General features: G+C 39.3%; 20 protein-coding genes and 1 pseudogene. 3 read left to right on the top strand and 18 right to left on the bottom strand.

Annotated features, from left to right (window positions below):
- From PSN35_RS01965 to PSN35_RS01955, 3 genes and pseudogenes are all read right to left on the bottom strand, one after another.
- Positions 1-308 (bottom strand): annotated as a pseudogene (locus tag PSN35_RS01965) (hypothetical protein); the annotation flags it as partial.
- A gap of 128 nt (positions 309-436) precedes the next feature.
- Positions 437-790, bottom strand: a complete 354-nt coding sequence (locus PSN35_RS01960; protein WP_300028762.1) for a hypothetical protein — start codon at positions 788-790, stop codon at positions 437-439.
- 77 nt (positions 791-867) lie between these two features.
- Positions 868-1,284, bottom strand: a complete 417-nt coding sequence (locus tag PSN35_RS01955) for a hypothetical protein (protein ID WP_300028760.1) — start codon at positions 1,282-1,284, stop codon at positions 868-870.
- Between the two features lie 101 nt (positions 1,285-1,385).
- Here PSN35_RS01955 and metH point away from each other — a divergent pair, with 101 nt between their 5' ends.
- The gene (gene metH / locus PSN35_RS01950; RefSeq protein ID WP_300028758.1) at positions 1,386-5,039 is read left to right on the top strand and encodes a methionine synthase; all 3,654 of its coding nucleotides are present in this window, start codon (positions 1,386-1,388) and stop codon (positions 5,037-5,039) included.
- Between the two features lie 22 nt (positions 5,040-5,061).
- Here the strand turns inward: metH and PSN35_RS01945 are convergent, their stop codons facing one another.
- The 9 genes from PSN35_RS01945 to PSN35_RS01905 form a co-directional block, all read right to left on the bottom strand.
- Positions 5,062-5,352, bottom strand: coding sequence for a type II toxin-antitoxin system RelE/ParE family toxin (locus PSN35_RS01945; protein ID WP_300028756.1), 291 nt, complete (start codon positions 5,350-5,352; stop codon positions 5,062-5,064).
- Positions 5,352-5,573 carry an addiction module protein gene (locus tag PSN35_RS01940; RefSeq protein WP_300028754.1) on the bottom strand — a complete coding sequence of 74 codons (222 nt, stop codon included), beginning with the start codon at positions 5,571-5,573 and terminating at the stop codon, positions 5,352-5,354. Before PSN35_RS01940 ends, PSN35_RS01945 begins: the two co-directional genes overlap by 1 nt.
- A gap of 201 nt (positions 5,574-5,774) precedes the next feature.
- On the bottom strand, positions 5,775-6,017 hold the full coding sequence (locus PSN35_RS01935) for a (2Fe-2S)-binding protein (protein ID WP_300028752.1): 243 nt from the start codon (positions 6,015-6,017) through the stop codon (positions 5,775-5,777).
- Positions 6,001-6,426 carry a transcription antitermination factor NusB gene (nusB, locus tag PSN35_RS01930; RefSeq protein WP_300028751.1) on the bottom strand — a complete coding sequence of 142 codons (426 nt, stop codon included), beginning with the start codon at positions 6,424-6,426 and terminating at the stop codon, positions 6,001-6,003. The genes PSN35_RS01935 and nusB overlap by 17 nt, the downstream gene beginning before the upstream one ends.
- Before the next feature lie 3 nt (positions 6,427-6,429).
- Entirely contained in the window at positions 6,430-6,933 is a 504-nt protein-coding gene (ribH, locus tag PSN35_RS01925; RefSeq protein WP_300028749.1) for a 6,7-dimethyl-8-ribityllumazine synthase, read from the bottom strand.
- Between the two features lie 9 nt (positions 6,934-6,942).
- Entirely contained in the window at positions 6,943-8,019 is a 1,077-nt protein-coding gene (ribBA, locus tag PSN35_RS01920; RefSeq protein ID WP_300028764.1) for a bifunctional 3,4-dihydroxy-2-butanone-4-phosphate synthase/GTP cyclohydrolase II, read from the bottom strand.
- Positions 8,020-8,021: 2 nt separating this feature from the next.
- The gene (locus PSN35_RS01915; RefSeq protein ID WP_300028747.1) at positions 8,022-8,615 is read right to left on the bottom strand and encodes a riboflavin synthase; all 594 of its coding nucleotides are present in this window, start codon (positions 8,613-8,615) and stop codon (positions 8,022-8,024) included.
- Positions 8,616-8,666: 51 nt separating this feature from the next.
- Positions 8,667-9,446 carry a YihY family inner membrane protein gene (locus PSN35_RS01910; RefSeq protein ID WP_300028745.1) on the bottom strand — a complete coding sequence of 260 codons (780 nt, stop codon included), beginning with the start codon at positions 9,444-9,446 and terminating at the stop codon, positions 8,667-8,669.
- Positions 9,447-9,450: 4 nt separating this feature from the next.
- A complete protein-coding gene (locus tag PSN35_RS01905; RefSeq protein WP_300028743.1) occupies positions 9,451-11,064 on the bottom strand; it encodes an ABC-F family ATPase in 1,614 nt (537 codons plus the stop codon).
- Positions 11,065-11,206: 142 nt separating this feature from the next.
- Here PSN35_RS01905 and PSN35_RS01900 point away from each other — a divergent pair, with 142 nt between their 5' ends.
- Both PSN35_RS01900 and murG read left to right on the top strand, forming a co-directional pair.
- Positions 11,207-12,352 carry a putative peptidoglycan glycosyltransferase FtsW gene (locus PSN35_RS01900; protein WP_300028741.1) on the top strand — a complete coding sequence of 382 codons (1,146 nt, stop codon included), beginning with the start codon at positions 11,207-11,209 and terminating at the stop codon, positions 12,350-12,352.
- The gene (gene murG / locus PSN35_RS01895) at positions 12,345-13,370 is read left to right on the top strand and encodes an undecaprenyldiphospho-muramoylpentapeptide beta-N-acetylglucosaminyltransferase (protein ID WP_300028739.1); all 1,026 of its coding nucleotides are present in this window, start codon (positions 12,345-12,347) and stop codon (positions 13,368-13,370) included. The genes PSN35_RS01900 and murG overlap by 8 nt, the downstream gene beginning before the upstream one ends.
- 202 nt (positions 13,371-13,572) lie before the next feature.
- Here the strand turns inward: murG and PSN35_RS01890 are convergent, their stop codons facing one another.
- The 6 genes from PSN35_RS01890 to PSN35_RS01865 all read right to left on the bottom strand — a co-directional run.
- Positions 13,573-13,977 (bottom strand): hypothetical protein, encoded by a 405-nt coding sequence (locus PSN35_RS01890; RefSeq protein WP_300028737.1) that lies wholly within the window; start codon positions 13,975-13,977, stop codon positions 13,573-13,575.
- A gap of 16 nt (positions 13,978-13,993) precedes the next feature.
- On the bottom strand, positions 13,994-14,947 hold the full coding sequence (gene bioB, locus PSN35_RS01885) for a biotin synthase BioB (RefSeq protein WP_300028735.1): 954 nt from the start codon (positions 14,945-14,947) through the stop codon (positions 13,994-13,996).
- A 97-nt stretch (positions 14,948-15,044) separates the two neighbouring features.
- The gene (glnA, locus tag PSN35_RS01880; RefSeq protein ID WP_300028733.1) at positions 15,045-16,460 is read right to left on the bottom strand and encodes a type I glutamate--ammonia ligase; all 1,416 of its coding nucleotides are present in this window, start codon (positions 16,458-16,460) and stop codon (positions 15,045-15,047) included.
- Between the two features lie 140 nt (positions 16,461-16,600).
- Positions 16,601-16,825, bottom strand: coding sequence for a sulfurtransferase TusA family protein (locus tag PSN35_RS01875; RefSeq protein ID WP_300028731.1), 225 nt, complete (start codon positions 16,823-16,825; stop codon positions 16,601-16,603).
- Positions 16,815-17,723, bottom strand: a complete 909-nt coding sequence (gene hemF / locus PSN35_RS01870) for an oxygen-dependent coproporphyrinogen oxidase (RefSeq protein ID WP_300028730.1) — start codon at positions 17,721-17,723, stop codon at positions 16,815-16,817. The genes PSN35_RS01875 and hemF overlap by 11 nt, the downstream gene beginning before the upstream one ends.
- The coding region (locus tag PSN35_RS01865; RefSeq protein WP_300028729.1) for a Sua5/YciO/YrdC/YwlC family protein at positions 17,720-17,939 on the bottom strand (220 nt) is incomplete at its 5' end. The genes hemF and PSN35_RS01865, both read right to left, overlap by 4 nt.

The raw sequence follows: 17,939 nt of genomic DNA, 5'->3' as shown, positions 1-17,939 counted from the left end.
CTATTTTGCCACGGGCCGTTATTGTTCCAAGGACCACGGTTGTTAAAGTTGTTATTCCAAGGGCCATTATTGCTAAAATTATTACCCCATGGGCCACGATTATTGTTATTGTTAAAATCAAACTCATCCATCATGTCATCCATTTCTTCACTAAACCAATCTGGTGTGAACATAGAATAAGGATTATGGGCGATGAAGCCGTTATCTTGGTTGTTGTTCCAGCCGTTATTGCCCCATGGACCATTGCCAAAACCTGCTGATGCATTAAGCGCTGCCACCATTAGTGACGTTGCGATGATTTTCTTCATACTCTCCCCTCGTTGATTGTTTGCATTAAAAAAGTTTATTATAAACCACTTCCATAAGCTGCTCGGCATTTTCATTAGACGAAAAAAAACCAGCAACGTGTGCTGGCTTTTATCAAACTAACTAAAACTTACTTAGCTGGTGCAACTGGCGCTTGAGGAGCGTTTGTGTTGTTCCAAGGGTTGTTAAAGTTGTTGTATGGGTTGTTAAAGTTGTTGTATGGGTTGTAACCGTTAAAGTTATTGTTGTTCCAACCGTTGTTGTTGTTATTGAATTCATCATCAAACTCATCTACCATGTTTGACATTTCTTCCATGTACCAACGTGGATCCCAGTAATCGTATGGGTTGTAACCAAACATACCGTTATCTTCTTGGTAACCGTAGTTGTTGTAGCCATTGTTCCATGGCATATCGTTGTTGTTAAAAAACGCGTTTGCGCTTAAAGAAGCAGCAACTAATGCGATTGCTAAAAGTTTTTTCATTGTCTTATCTCCATATCTAAATTATTTAAGAAACTATATTATAACATGATAATATATATTTGCAAGCTTTATTATAATTAAAAACCACGCCAGCTTGGTCTTCTTGGTTCAACAAAATTATAGTTTTGTGAATAAGGGCTTTGTAAATGCACTGGCTGCATTTGCGCTGACCTATTAGGATTGGCAAATGACATGGCTGCTGGTGTCATGTAAGTAGGCGCTGGTGTTGCTGGCGATTCAGCGCGGTAGGCTTGATCAGGGGTTGGCATTTGTGACATGTTGAATTGTGATGCGCCAACATTAAATGGGCGATTATTGTATGGGTAGCCATATTGACTAAACTTATCATCATCAGTCATTTTCTCCATCCAGTACATTGGCGTCCAAATCGGCCAATCATTATCATCATAGCCAGGGCCGTAACTATTAAAGTCTAAAAAGGCCTGAGCACTAAGACTACTAACTAGTAAGCCTGCAACCACTATTTTTTTCATTTTCTCTTCCCGTTGTTATGAATAATCAACATAATTATTATGAACCATTTGACCATGTCATTATAAAGCTGAAGTAATGGCCTGTGGGTATAATGCAAAACATGAATAGAACAAAGTTATTACAATCAATTTTAAAGCAAAGAATCATGGTTTTAGATGGCGCTATGGGCACCATGATTCAAAAACACAAACTCAGCGAAGCAGACTATCGTGGTGAACGTTTTAAAGATTGGCCTACTTTAGTTCAAGGTAATAACGACTTGCTGTCACTTACACAGCCTAAAATTATTCAAGACATCCATCGCTCGTATTTAGAGGTTGGTGCAGATATTGTAGAAACCAATACTTTTAACGCCACCAAAACCTCCATGAGTGATTATGAAATGGAAGAGCTAGCGTATGAGATTAATGTAGAAAGTGCGCGCTTAGCCAAAGCTGCTTGTGAGGAATTTTCAACTGATGACAAGCCAAGGTTTGTTGCTGGTGTTATCGGCCCTACTTCGCGCACCTGTTCACTCTCACCTGATGTTAACGACCCTGGTTTTAGAAACGTTACCTTTGATGAATTGGTTGGTGTGTATATGCAGTCCACCCGCGGTTTGATTGAAGGTGGTGCGGATATTATCCTTATCGAAACCATTTTTGACACACTAAACGCCAAGGCCGCTATTTTTGCCGTGCAAGAAGTATTTGAGCAGGATGATACCGAATTGCCGATTATGATCTCTGGCACCATTACTGATGCCTCAGGTCGTACGCTTTCTGGGCAAATGACCGAAGCGTTTTATAACTCATTGCGCCACGCTAAGCCGATATCCATTGGCCTTAACTGTGCCTTAGGCCCTGATTTATTGCGCCAATATGTGGCTGAAATGTCACGCGTGGCTGACACTTATGTATCAGCACATCCAAATGCTGGCTTGCCAAATGAATTTGGTGAGTACGATTTAGGTGCAATCACCATGAGTGAACAAGTGGGTGAATGGGCAGCTTCTGGTTTAGTTAATATTTTGGGTGGTTGTTGTGGCTCGACGCCAGAACATATTAAAGCAATTGCTAATGCCATCGATGGCCTAGCCCCAAGACAGATTCCAGATATTGCGCCGGAATGTCGTCTCTCAGGATTGGAAGCTTTTAATATTGGCGAGAACGCCTTATTTGTGAATGTGGGTGAACGTGCCAACGTTACTGGCTCGGCCAAGTTTAAACGTCTTATTCTTAATGAAGAGTATGAAGAGGCGCTGGATATTTGTCGTGCACAAGTAGAAGATGGCGCACAAGTGGTTGATATCAACATGGATGAAGGCATGTTGGATGGCAAGGCAGCGATGGTTCGTTTTATGAATCTTATCGCCTCTGAGCCTGACATTTCTAAAGTACCACTAATGGTGGATTCATCCAAATGGGATATTATTGAAGCCGGCTTAAAATGTACACAAGGTAAGCCGATTGTTAATTCTATCTCGCTTAAAGAAGGCAAGGATAATTTCGTTAAATATGCCAACTTATGTAAGCGCTATGGTGCGGCTATTATTGTCATGGCATTTGATGAGGTTGGCCAAGCGGACACCCAAGAACGCAAAATTGAGATTTGTACTGAAGCTTATAACATACTAGTCAATGAAGTCAATTTCCCAGCTGAAGATATTATCTTTGATCCGAATATTTTTGCGGTAGCAACCGGTATTGAAGAGCACAATAACTACGGTGTAGACTTTATTGAAGCCACACGTGAGATCACCCAAAACCTGCCTTACTCTAAAGTATCTGGTGGTGTATCTAACGTTTCTTTCTCCTTTAGGGGTAACAACCCTGTGCGTGAAGCCATTCACTCGGTATTTTTATACCACGCGGTAAAAGCTGGCATGACCATGGGTATTGTGAATGCTGGTCAGTTGGTGGTTTATGATGATATCGATCCAGAGCTGAAAAAAGCTGTGGAAGATGTGGTGCTCAATAGCGATGAAAACGCCGGTGAGCGCCTGGTAGATATTGCCGGGAAATTCTCAGGCACTGGTGAAGCCCAAGAAAACAAAAGAGATTTGGAATGGCGCACTTGGCCAGTTGAAAAGCGCTTAGAGCATTCCTTGGTTAAAGGAATTACTGAATTTATTGACGAAGACACTCAAGAGGCGTTGGATAAATTAGGCCGCCCTATTCTGGTTATTGAAGGTCCGTTAATGGATGGTATGAATGTGGTTGGTGATCTATTTGGTGACGGCAAGATGTTTTTGCCACAAGTGGTTAAATCTGCTCGAGTGATGAAAAAATCTGTTGCCTATCTTGATCCTTTCCTAGAGGCTGAAAAACAAGATTGCGCCTCCAACACCCAAGGAAAAATCCTCATGGCGACTGTTAAAGGTGACGTGCATGACATTGGTAAAAACATTGTTGGCGTTGTACTCTCTTGTAACAACTACGAAATTATTGATCTCGGCGTGATGGTACCTACTGAAACCATTCTAGAAACCGCCATTAAAGAAAATGTGGACATTATTGGCTTGTCTGGGCTAATCACTCCATCACTCGACGAAATGGTGTTTGTTGCCAAAGAGATGACACGTCAAGGCTTTGAGCTACCACTATTGATTGGTGGCGCTACCACCTCCATTGCGCATACAGCCGTTAAAATTGAGCCAGAGTACGACAAAGGTGTGTTCTACGTCAAAGATGCCTCTAAAGCAGTAGGTGTGGCCACCTCGCTACTATCAAACAAACTCAAACCTGCCTTAATGGAAGATACCAAAAAAGAGTATGAAAAAGTACGTGTTCGCCGTGCCAATAAAGGCAAAAGCAAGCTTATCAGTCTTGAAGCAGCTAGAAGTAATAAGCCTCAGTTAAAGTTTGATCAGATTACAATACCTAACAAACTCGGCGTTCATGTATTTGAAGATTACGACTTGAATGAAATTTTCAAGTTTATTGACTGGGTGCCATTTTTCCGTACTTGGGAGCTCGCGGGTAAATTCCCTGATATTCTCACTGACGAAGTAGTGGGTGAGTCGGCATCTGCCTTATTTGAAGATGCTAAAGCCATGTTCAAAAAAGTCATCAATGAGAAGCTTTTACAAGCTAATGCAGTTGTGGGTATCTTCCCAGCAAATAGTGTCAATGAAGATATTCAGCTTAGTGATGAAAATGGCGACACCATCATGACACTTAATCACTTACGCCAACAATTAGATAAAAAAGGCAATACACCAAACTTCTGCCTGAGTGATTTTATCGCCCCGAAAGACAGTGGCGTACAAGACTACATGGGTGCATTTGCCGTTACAGCCGGCATTAATATTGATCCACTGGTTGAGGCTTATGAAGCCGAGCATGATGATTACAATTCAATTATGATCAAGGCGGTAGCCGATCGTTTTGCTGAGGCGTTTGCAGAAATGATGCATTATAAATTCCGAACTGAACTATGGGGATACAGTGACGAAAACTTTAACAATGATGAATTTATTGAAGAAAAATACCGCGGCATCCGCCCTGCCCCAGGCTATCCTGCTTGCCCTGAACATAGTGAGAAAGATAAGCTATGGGAATTACTCGATGTTGAGAAAAATACCGGGATGACACTTACTAGCTCTTACGCTATGCTGCCAACAGCCTCAGTTAGTGGCTGGTATTTTGCCCATCCTGAATCGCGTTATTTTGGTGTGGCCAAAATCAACCAAGAACAAGTAGAAGATTACGCCAGTAGAAAAGGCATTTCGGTGGATCAAGCGGAAAGATTACTTTCGCCAAATTTGGAGTAACCCGCTTACTTTTTGTTTGGCACTACGCCCTATCTTTCCAATAGTTTGGAAGACGATTAAGATGCATTACTGCAATAACCAATATTTTATCGTCCTCTTTAGAATACAAGATTCCAAACGGAAATCTATTTACCAAAGAGCGTCTAATATTGCCATCAATTATCGCCCAAGCCTCTGGTAAAGACACTGAACGCTGAATAGCAACATAAACCTCGTTGGCAAAATCTAAACCTAAGTTAGAGTAAATGTTCTCATAATAATCAATCGCTTCATTTAATTCTATCTCTGCTTCTGGATGAAATGAAAAATTCACTAACTAAATCTCTTCCAAATTTTATTGAAAACTTGAATGCCATCAATCGCTTTTACTTTGCCGCTTTGTAATTCTTTTAGTCTTTTTGTAGCAAGCTTTGACCATTGGTCATCAATTTTTTCTTCTGGATGATTCAAACTTTTTAGTAGAGACTCAACAACTAGAGTTCGATCTTCAATAGGTAACGATACCGCTTCATTTATTAACGCTGTTGTATTCATTTTTTTTTAAATCCTAATATTTAAATTTTGATGATTAATAATATCATAAAAGACCAACCAAGAACAAGTGGAAGATTACGCCAGTAGAAAAGGCATTTCGGTGGATCAAGCAGAAAGATTACTTTCGCCAAATTTGGAGTAATACATTTCCAAGTGGGGTATGCCTTCAACTTCTTGACCTATGCTCGAAGAATATCGAACTTATTCTGAGGTGTGAATACACTCAATAAGTCGCTCAACTTGTCTAGTGCAGCAGCCATTACCGCTTGTAGCAAAAGTTTGATCTCGAACCTTCATCACGGTATTTGCCCCATTGGCAATCGCATTGATAATGTCAATTTTCTTAACTTCGTTACACACGCATAAATTTTTCTTAAGATTCTGCCTAAGAATTTCAGGCAGCTTATCTAGAGGATTATTAACCGTATTAGGCGTTGATTTCAATACTGCGAAGCTTTTTAGCTAATCGATCTAATGAAGCATTAATTAATTTAAATGCACCTTCTGCACCGTACAATTTGGCAATTTCAAGCGCTTCATTAATTACAACCTTATAAGGCACCTCAATGCTGTTTTGAAGCTCATAAGCACCCAAATACAAGATTGCATGTTCGACAGCGCCTAGCTCATCAGTTTCTCTGGAAAGCGTTGGGGCGATTAGCTCATCAAGCTGCGTTCTATTTTTAAGAATATTGATGAATAAATTTGAGAAAAACGCTTTTGATATTTTTCCTTCTTTCTGATTTAAGAATTGCTGCTCAATTTGCAACACTTCACCACCTGAAACGGTGTATTGATAAATGGCTTGAACCACACGCTCACGAGAGCGGTGTTTTGGAGTTTTGAATGCCATAATTTAAAACGCTTGAGTGTCAGCTTGCTTTGTTAAATAAAGCATTTCAATCATGGCCATGGTGGCTTCTTCACCCTTATTACCTTTGTAACCGCCTGCTCTACCAATGGTTTGATCCATGTTAAGCGTGGTTAGTACGCCAAATGTTGTTGGCACTTCAAATTGATAAGATACCTCAGCAACACCTTTAGCGCACTCATTACACACATAAACATCGTGCGGGGTTTCACCTTTAATAACAGCGCCCAATGTCACAATACCATCGTATAAATTTTTACCATTGGCTTGTTGCGCTGCAATGCGTTTAGCCAGAAGTGGAATTTCAAAAGCACCAGGCGCATAAAATACATTAACATTATTTTCATCAATGCCGTATTTAGCCAACGTTTCTTGTGCAGACGCTAACAACTTATCGCCAATATCTTGGTAAAAATAACCCACAATAATGGCAACTTTGCTGTCTTTTAAAAAGTCACTATTAGCGTTTTTGTCAAATTGAAATTGCATTTAAATCCTTTATTTGTTAATTTCTACGTATTCACTCACTTCCAAACCGAAGCCCTTAAGACCGTGTAGTTTTCTTGGTGAGCCCAATAGTTTCATTTTTTTCACGCCCAAGTCAGATAAGATTTGTGCACCAATTCCGTAGGTCTTAATATCGTCACCACTATCTCTTGAAACATTATCAATATTTTGCAAAATAGATTGATCAGTTTGCTTTCTAAGCAGTAACAACACGCCAGATTCTGCTTTGGTAATATGCTTTAATGCATCATCCACACTAAAACTGCTCGAACTTTCTTTTAAAACATCTTTAAAGGTATCTTCCATGTGTACGCGAACGCAAGTGTTGCTGTTGTCGTCAATCTTACCTTTGACTAATGCCAGGTGAGTTTCGTTATGAATGCTATCTAGAAATGAAACCACTTTGAACGTGCCATGATCGGTTGTAAATGGGCGCTCATTAATACGCTCAATGGTTTTTTCATGCTCAACACGATATGAAATTAAATCTTCAATCGTGCCCCACTTAATATTATGTTTTTTGGCAAAAATTTCAAGATCGTCACGACGTGCCATTGTGCCATCTTCATTAAGAATTTCAACAATCACCGAAGCTGGTTCAAAGCCTGACAGACGCGCAAGATCACAGCCTGCTTCTGTATGACCAGCACGAATCAATACACCACCTGGTTGAGCCATTAACGGGAAAATATGCCCTGGCTGAACAATATCTTCTGGTGTGGCATTTGGTGCTACTGCATCAAGTACAGTTTTGGCTCTATCTGCTGCTGAAATTCCAGTTGTTACCCCTTCTACTGCCTCGATTGATACGGTAAAGTTGGTGCCGTTTGCATCATTATTTTGCGCCACCATCAGTGGCAGGTTAAGCTGCTTACAACGCTCTTGAGTCAAGGTTAAGCAAATCAAACCACGGCCGTGTGTGGCCATAAAGTTAATATCCTCTTTGGTACACGTGGCTGCAGGAATAATCAGATCACCTTCATTTTCGCGATCTTCATCATCCATTAGGATGATCATTTTTCCTTGCTTATAATCTTCTAATATTTCTTCAATACTTGCTTTCATAATGCCTACTTACCTTGTAATAATTGCTCTAGATGACGTGCAATAATATCCACCTCTAAATTAACTCGACTGCCTTTTTTTAGCGTACCGAGTGTTGTTACTGCCAATGTATGAGGGACGATATTTAAGTCAAATTCATTAGCTTGAATATCATTAACTGTTAGGCTTACGCCATTAATACAGACAGAGCCTTTTTTGGCAATGTATTTTACCAAATTATCCGGCGCTTCAATCTTAAAGCGTGTTGATTCACCTTCACTAAAAGAATCGCTTACTTGTGCCACACCGTCAACATGACCACTAACCAAATGTCCATCAATACCTTGATTAAGTCTTAAGGCTTTTTCTAAGTTAACCGTATCACCCTCTTCAAGCTCAGAGAAAATGGTGCAATTAATGGTTTCTTGAGAAACATCTGCCTTAAAGAAATCATCACCAATCTCAACTGCTGTCAGACAAACGCCGTTAACCGCAATACTGTCGCCTATGGCAATATTGGAAAAATCAAAGTCTGGGGCGCTAAAACTAAAAACGGCACCTTTGTCATAAGCCAGTTTAGTTTTAATACTGCCCAATGCTTGAATGATGCCTGTGAACATAAATAAAGTAAACGATTAAAGATTGCTAATTTTACGCTAATTGCATCACACTTAGATTATGTCTTTATTTTCAAAACAATAACAAAAACTCGCACCCAGCAACACAATTACCCAGCCCAGGTAAATCCAAAGCATAACTAATACCAAGATTGATAAGGCGCCATAAATAAGCTCATAAATTGGGAAATATTGAATGTAGACAAACATGGCGTACTTAATAACTTCTAACAATACCGCAGCAATCACACCCGCCTTTAGCGCATTAACAAAGCGCACCTTTTCTAATGGCACGGAGTAATAAAGCAGCGCAAAACCAAAACTGGATAATACAAATGGTGTAAATATTGGTGCGTAGCGCATAACTGGCAAATTATTAAACAGCTCTGATGCCATGGCGTAAGAACTAAAGAACAACGATGCACCTAAAAGTATTGGGCCTAAAAACAAAACAAACAAGTAAGAAACCAGTCCTTCCATCCAATGGCGATGATGCGAATCATGCCAGGTAAGATTAATACGCTTATCAATTTCATACAGTAATAGCATTACTGCAAAAATCAAAAAAACCGTGGTATAGCCTTTAATAGACTGCGCTTGAGCAACAAATTGCTGAATATAGTCTTGTGCCAAACCAACATTTTGCGGCAATAAATAAGTAAACAAAAACTGCTCTAATGGTTTTTGTAAATCGGCAAAATAAGGTGATAAAGAAAAAACACTTAAACCGAGCGCAAGGCCTGGCACAATAGCAAACAATGTATCGAAAGATAAAATAGCCGCCGAATCAAAACCCTGGCGCTCGACAAATCTTCTCAATACAGTTGCAATCATAGGCCTATTTTTGTGACTTTAAGTAATCCTCATAGTTGCCAGAATAATAATGCATGCCATCTTCTTTTAGTTCAACTACCTTGGTAGATAATGAAGATACAAACTCTCTATCGTGACTCACAAATATAAGTGTACCCTCATAATTTTCTAGTGCAAGGTTAAGTGCTTCAATTGATTCCATGTCCAAGTGGTTAGTTGGCTCGTCCATTACCAATACATTTGGATTTTGCAACATTAGCTTACCAAATAACATTCTACCTTTTTCACCACCTGAAAGTGATTTGACACTTTTAATAATGTCATTTTTACCAAACAACATCTTGCCTAAAACACCGCGCATGTCTTGCATGTCTTGCTTCGGCTGTTTAAATTGAGCCATCCAATCAAGCACAGTCATATCTTGATCAAAATCAGCACTGTGATCCTGCGCATAATAACCAATGTTGATATTCTCACTCCATTTAACCTTGCCAGCATCTGGCTCAATTTCACCAACTAATGTGCGCAATAACGTGGTTTTACCAATACCATTTTGACCAATAATAGCAACACGCTCACCCACTTCAAATAAAAATTCAATATCCTTTAAAACATGTAAAGGTTTGGCGTCTTTATCGCCCCCTTGCGCCGTAAAGCTTTTATTTAACCCAGTTACCTCTAATACATTTCTGTGTAATTTGTGTTCTTGCTTGAAGATGATGTAAGGGCTAATTCTTGAAGAAGGTTTAATGTCAGAAAGCTCAATTTTTTCAAGCTGCTTTTGACGAGAAGTTGCCTGTTTTGACTTAGAAGCATTGGCTGAAAATCGTGACACAAAATGCTTTAGCTCTTTAATTTTGGCTTCTTTTTTGGCGTTATCGGCTTGCATCTTTTCCTGAATCGCCGTTGAGGCAATCATAAATTGATCGTAGTTACCAGGGAAGGTGTTAAGTGCACCATAGTCCAAATCTGACATATGTGTACAGACACCATTTAAAAAGTGTCTATCGTGCGAGATGATCACCATAGTGGCTTTACGCTCATTTAATACATCAACCAACCAGCTAATTGAATTGATATCCAAGTTGTTAGTTGGCTCGTCTAATAGTAGGATTTCTGGATCTGAGAACAAAGCTTGTGCCAAAAGTACACGCAATTTCCAACCAGGTGCAATCTCACTCATTAGGCCGTAATGCTGATCTTCAGGGATATCTAAACCTAATAGCAATTCACTCGCAGAAGACTCAGCCATATAGCCGTCCATTTCTGCAAATTCCATTTCCAGCTCACCCACCTTAATACCATCTGCGTCGCTCATTTCAGGTAAAGCGTAAATACGATCTCTTTCTTTTTTTACTTCCCAAAGCTTTTCATGACCCATAATAACGGTATCAACCACACGAAAATCTTCAAACGCAAATTGATCCTGACGCAAAATACCCAGACGCTCACCCTCGCTAATACTCACTGTGCCATTACTAGGCTTTAGCTCACCGGTTAAAATCTTCATAAAAGTAGATTTTCCACAGCCATTAGCACCAATTAGGCCGTAGCGATTGCCACCTTGAAACTTAATAGAGATATTTTCAAATAAAGGTTTTTCACCAAATTGCATGGTGATATTAGCAGTAGAAATCATGGACTTAGGATGGTTTTTGAAAAACAACCATTATCCCATAAACGCAATAAACAACTAAAACAAATATCAGATTGATTAGGACGCTTGAACGATCTGTTGAGGGTTAAAATAATGGGTAAATTCCAAGCTCAACAACAACTCAATGTTTGAAAAAACTGGACTATTACCCGATAAAAATTTAACAATTGCCATTCTTGTACTGCTTACCTTTGGCTGGATTATGTCGTTTTCAGCCTCATTAGGCCATTTTGATAGCTATGGTTATTTTGCTCGACAAAGTATCTTTATCTCACTAGGGTTAATGCTGGCCTTCACCTGCTTAAAAATACCACTATATTTTTATCAACAACATGCCAGGAAATTTTTTATTTTTACCCTGGTTTGCCTAGCTTTAGTATTTTTACCTGAGCCGATCGGTCGCACGGTTAACGGCTCTACACGCTGGATTAACTTTGTTATATTTAAGTTTCAACCTTCAGAAATGATGAAAATTGCCATGATTTTATACATGGCTGACTTTCTCATTCGTCATGAAAAAGATGTAAAAAAACCTTGGATGGGGCTTGTTAAAACACTCATTATTATCTCTTCAGCCGGCATTTTATTACTAATGGAAACCGATCTAGGTGCTACCGCCATCATCTCATTAACCGCACTAATCATGCTCTTTGCTGCCGGCGCCTACCTAAAACAACTTAGCATTGTTGGCACCGGATTATTTAGCCTAGCTGGCATTGGACTCTACATTGATGGCCTAAATGGCGGTGTGCGCTGGGCAAGATTAACAGAATTTTGGCAAATTGACTTATGGCTTAATGATAGTGAAAAAGTCTATCAAACCAAACAAGCGTTAATTGGTATTGCCAGAGGTGATTGGACCGGTGTTGGATTAGGCAACGGTATTCAAAAATACACCAAATTGCCTGAACCTCATACGGATATGATTTTTTCCATTATTGGTGAAGAAATTGGCATTATTGGCATGCTATTTGTTATTTTTAGCTTTGGCTACATTATGCTCAAAGGCTTTAAAATTGCCAAAGATGCGCTGAAACAAAAACGCAAATATAGCTCCTATGTTGGCTTTGGCATTTGTACTTGGCTGTCACTTCAGTTTAGCGTTAATATCGCCATGAATTTAGGTCTAATTCCTCCCAAAGGCTTTCCATTACCATTAATTAGTTATGGTGGCTCTAGTATGATATTTGTATTAATTGCTTGCGGAATTTTACTAAGAATAGACATGGAGAGTCGTTGTGAGTATTCCAAACAAAAAGACTATGTCTAATAAGAAAATTTTAATCATGGCGGGCGGCACAGGCGGGCACATTTTTCCAGCACTTGCCATCGTTAATGAGCTAAAAAAACACCGTGTTAATATTGAGTGGCTAGGTTCAAAACATGGCATGGAAAATACCATTGTGCCAAATAACAACATCAAGCTGCACCGCGTTAATGCAGTTGGCTTACGTGGCAAAAACTTAATAAGTTTACTTAAAGCGCCCTTCCAATTAGCGCTAGCCACCCTTCAAGTGTTCAAGGTATTTTATAAAGTTAAGCCAGACGTGGCTCTGGGTATGGGTGGTTTTGCCTCAGGCATTGGTGGTCTGGTTGCTTGGATTTTCAGAGTGCCTTTATTTATTCATGAGCAAAATGCCATTACTGGTACCACTAATAAACTACTCTCAAGTATTGCCACGCAAACTTTTCAAGCCTTTGACAACACCTTTGAAGATAAAATTCATGCACTCACTGTCGGTAATCCAGTGGCTTTCAAAGTGGCTAATCTAATAGCGGAAAATAAGAAACTTAACTTGTTAATTGTGGGTGGCAGTCTCGGCTCAAAACCAATTAATGATGTGGTAACTAAACTTGATATAAATATTAATATTTGGCATCAAACTGGCCAATTACATTTAGAGAACGTTCAATCTCAATATAAGAAAAAATCAGTCAAAGTAACGGCCTTTATTGATGACATGGCCAAAGCATACGCTTGGGCCGATATAGTGTTGTGCAGAGCTGGTGCAATGACTGTTTCAGAACTTATGCTAAGTGGCACACCAAGCATCCTAATTCCGTTACCCCATGCTATTGACAATCATCAATATTACAACGCAAAGATACTGGCAGATGCTGAGGCTGGTATCTTAATTGAACAGAAAGATTTGTCTATTGAGTTGCTTGAAGAAAGCTTACAAAATCTTACTGATGAAGCATTGCAAAGTATGTCAAACCGTGCATTAGCATTGGCCAAACCAACTGCTGCAAGTGATATTGTTAGCAGCTTATACCATATTCAATAAATAATTATATTAATACAGGGTTAGATTTATGGTAGTTTTGTTGGTAAAAAATCTAGCCTTACTTATTGATAAGGCTTATATTTTTTATAAATAAAAATGCAGTGAAGATGAGCTTGTATTAGTGTAATTATTTATTGAATATGGTATTACTTCAGGCATAAAAAAACCGCATTTAAGCGGCCTTTATAAACTCAATCACTCGCTATCGCCACTCGGTACAGGTGGTTATTTCATTAGTATTACCAAATCTATCTGATTTCTTTTGGGTAACACAGCGACGCTCCTGAGTTTTAGCTGGCACCTCAACAATCTTATCCACATAGACAATTTTTTCAACAATCACTTCTTTAACTGGATTGGTATTATCACAAATATCATTTTTGATATTTTCTATTTTTTGCTTGGCTTTTACATGTTGTTTATTTGACCAAGCTTTGGCATCACTTGGCAGGTCAGCCAAAATACCAATACCAGAGTCAACCACATTGCCCAAACAACCGCCCAAGTGCTCAAGATTGTCATAACCACTCGAACATTTATTTGTTTCAGCTGTGGCGTTAACACTCACCAAAGCGGTCAATAACAAAGCTAATAAAGATTTTTTCATACCATTCTCCAATTAATTAATGATGCTGATGCATGTTAATACCCAAACCCTTAAACAAGGCTTCATCCTTGCTTTGAGTAACGTTTGGCGTGGTTAACAGTTCATCGCCATAAAATACCGAATTTGCCCCAGCAAAGAAACAACTTGCTTGCATGGTTTCACTCATATCTGTTCGTCCAGCAGATAAACGTACTACCGATTTAGGCATTAAAATTCTAGCCACAGCAATTGAACGAATAAAATCAATGTCGCTTGGTTTTTCCATGGTTTCGAATGGCGTACCTGGTACGGGTACTAACAAATTAATTGGCACCGAATTAGGATGCTGATCCATGTTCGCCAAAGTTTGTAGCATAGACGCTCTGTCTTCAACCGTTTCACCCAAGCCTAAAATACCACCACTACAAACATTAATGCCAGCTTGCTGCACATGATCAATGGTATCTAGGCGATCTTGGAATTCACGCGTGGTAATTACATTAGAGTAATGCTCTTTTGAGGTGTCAATATTATGGTTGTAGTAATCAAGCCCTGCTTCTTTTAACTTAGCTGCTTGTGATTCACTCAACATGCCTAGCGTCACACAAGACTCCATGCCTAAATCTTTTACCTCTTTAATCATTTCAATCACCAAATCGAGTGATTTATCCGTTGGATTTCGCCAAGCAGCACCCATGCAAAAGCGCTCAGAACCTAAATCTTTGGCTTTTTTGGCAGCCTCTTTAACTTGCTGAATTTGCATCAACTTTTCACGTTCTAAACCAGAATCATGTTTGGATGATTGTGAACAATAAGAGCAGTCTTCTGGGCAGGCGCCCGTTTTAATATTTAACAATGAAGATACTTGCACTTTGTTTGGATCAAAATTCTCTCGATGAATGCTGTGTGCTTTAAATAACAAATCGTTAAATGGCATAGCAAACAGTTGGTTAATTTCTTCCAATGTCCAGTCGTGTTTTAAATCACTCATAAGTAGATTGTTTAATAATATTTTGGCTATTTTACCGGTATTTTAGACACAAAAAAGCCGTACAAAAGTACGGCTTTTATTTAAGCTGAAAGGTGAATTAACAGCTGTAATACATATCAAACTCAACCGGATGAGGTGACGCACGTAATGCTGTCACTTCTTCCATCTTAAGATCAATAAATGAATCAATTACATTGTCAGTAAATACACCACCCGCTTTCAAGAACTCACGATCTTGGTCTAGCGCGTTTAATGCTTGATCTAATGATGAACAAACCTTAGGAATAGCATCTTTTTCTTTTTCAGTTAATTCGTATAAATCTTCATCACCTGGCTTACCTGGGTCAATCTTATTTTTGATACCATCAAGGCCAGCCATCAACATAGCAGCAAATGCTAAGTATGGGTTAGCTGTAGGATCTGGGAAACGCACTTCAATACGACGACCTCTTGGATTAGACACAAAAGGAATACGAATCGCAGCAGAACGGTTTTTAGCAGAGTATGCTAGCATTTCTGGTGCTTCAAAACCCGGTACTAAACGCTTGTAAGAGTTAGTTGAAGAGTTTGTAAATGCATTTAGTGCTTGAGAGTGCTTAATAATACCACCAATGTAATGTAGTGCCATTTCACTTAAGTTACCGTACTCATCACCATCAAATAAGTTTTTACCATCTTTAGCAATTGACTGGTGAACGTGCATACCGTTACCATTATCAACCGCAATAGGCTTAGGCATAAACGTAGCTGTTTTGCCGTATAAGTGAGCAACGTTATGAACACAGTACTTAAGAATTTGCGTTTCATCAGCCTTCTTAACCATTGTGTTAAATAATGCACCAATTTCACATTGGCCTGCTGTACCTACTTCGTGGTGATGTACTTCAGTTGTCACACCCATTTCTTCAATCGCTAAACACATCTGCGCACGTAAATCATGTAATGAATCAACTGGTGGTACTGGGAAGTAGCCGCCTTTAATTCTTGGACGGTGACCTTTGTTGCCACCTTCTAAATCAGAACCAGACTCCCAGTCTGCTTCTTCAGAATGAATTTCATAAAACGCTTTACCAAGACCAAAACCTGTGTCCCACTTAACGCTATCAAATACAAAAAATTCAGGCTCGTTACCGAAGTATGCCGTATCACCAATACCTGTTTCGTTTAAGTAAGCTTCAGCACGCTTAGCGATTGAACGAGGATCTTTCTCGTAGCCTTGCATGTCGTTTGATTCAATAATATCACAGGTGATATTTAACGTTGAAAGCTCAGTGAACGGGTCCATAATAGCCGTTGTTGTATCTGGCTTCATAATCATGTCAGATTCATTAATTGGCTTCCAACCTGCGATTGAAGAACCGTCAAACATTTGACCTTCTTCTAATTTTTCAGCGTCAATGGTGTGTGCTGGAACACTAACGTGCTGCTCTTTACCTATAGTATCAGTAAAACGAAAATCAACGAACTTAACGTCGTTATCTTCAATCATCTTCATTACATCTTGTGCAGACATATTTTCTCCTTTATTTGTAACTGTTTGTATTAACTGACAATCATTGTCAAGCAGAGCGCGCCGTTGCGTTCAAATTCTGTGTTTCTTTATTGTAATATAATAAATATCTACTATATTTGCATCAAAAACAGCGAATTATTCTACCCTATTTTCTCCACCAAAAGTATGATCTCGTCTGATTTTTCTTCAATCTCTAACACTTTGTGACCATGCACCTTGCACCAAGCCGGTATATCATGAAGCACACCTGGATCAGTTGCTAGCATTTCAACAGTGTCTCCGACCTTAACTTTATCAATCATTTCACCAAGACGAATCACCGGCATGGGGCATAACAATCTTTTAACATCAATATTAGTTTGCATCAATCCAATCCTGTGGTTTTAAGAATTTTCCATACAACATCGCTTCCGGTGTGCCTGATTTTGGCTCGAATTGGTATTCCCAACGCACCAATGGTGGCAAGGACATTAGTATTGATTCAGTACGTCCACCTGTTTGCAAGCCGAATAACGTGCCACGATCATAAACCAAATTAAACTCTACGTAGCGGCCACGACGATACAATTGAAATTGTCTTTCATGATCGCCATATTCTGTATCTTTACGCTTTTCAACAATTGGCCTATAGGCTTTAATATAGCTATTACCCACACTTTGCATAAAAGCAAAACATGCTTCAAAACTACCTTCGTTCAAATCATCAAAAAACAAACCACCAATACCGCGCTGTTCATCACGATGCTTTAGATAAAAATAATCATCACACCATTTTTTGTATTTAGCATACACCTCTTCACCAAAAGGATCACAAGCTGCTTTAGCACTTTGATGCCAAAAAATAGCATCTTCATCAAACCCGTAATACGGGGTTAAATCAAAGCCACCACCAAACCACCAAATTGGATCTTCGCCAGCTTTTTCAGCCACAAAAAAACGCACATTAGCATGTGATGTTGGCACATATGGATTGTTAGGGTGGATAACCAGTGATACACCCAAGGCACTAAAACTACGCCCTGCTAGCTCAGGCCTTAATGCTGTTGCAGAGGCTGGCATATTGTCACCATGGACAATTGAAAAGTTAACACCGGCTTGTTCAAACACACCTCCACCAGTTAACACTCGAGTTAAGCCATTGCCACTACCATTTGGCTTAGACCACTCATCTTTAATGAATTTAGCCTGACCATCAACTTGCTCCAATTGCATGCAAATATCTTCTTGTAAAGCTAACAAATAATCTTTAATTTGATCAATCATCTAAGTTTCTCTCCCGTGTGTAAATTAATAATGCTTGATGGATTACTATTGGTTGTTACAGGCGCAATTATATAGTCTAATTGACCCTTGAAATAAAGGCGCAACTTTAAGCTATTTTGAGCAACAGGATAACCAGATAAATTCGCACTGGTACTCACCAGAGCACTGCCAGTTAATTGACGAATTGTGCCAATTAACTGGCAGTGCTCTGGTGAG

Source organism: Candidatus Thioglobus sp., assembly GCF_028599055.1.
Lineage (GTDB): Bacteria > Pseudomonadota > Gammaproteobacteria > PS1 > Pseudothioglobaceae > Thioglobus_A.
Note: the sequence above shows the minus strand (reverse complement) of the source record. Positions and strands in the feature narration are given on the sequence as shown.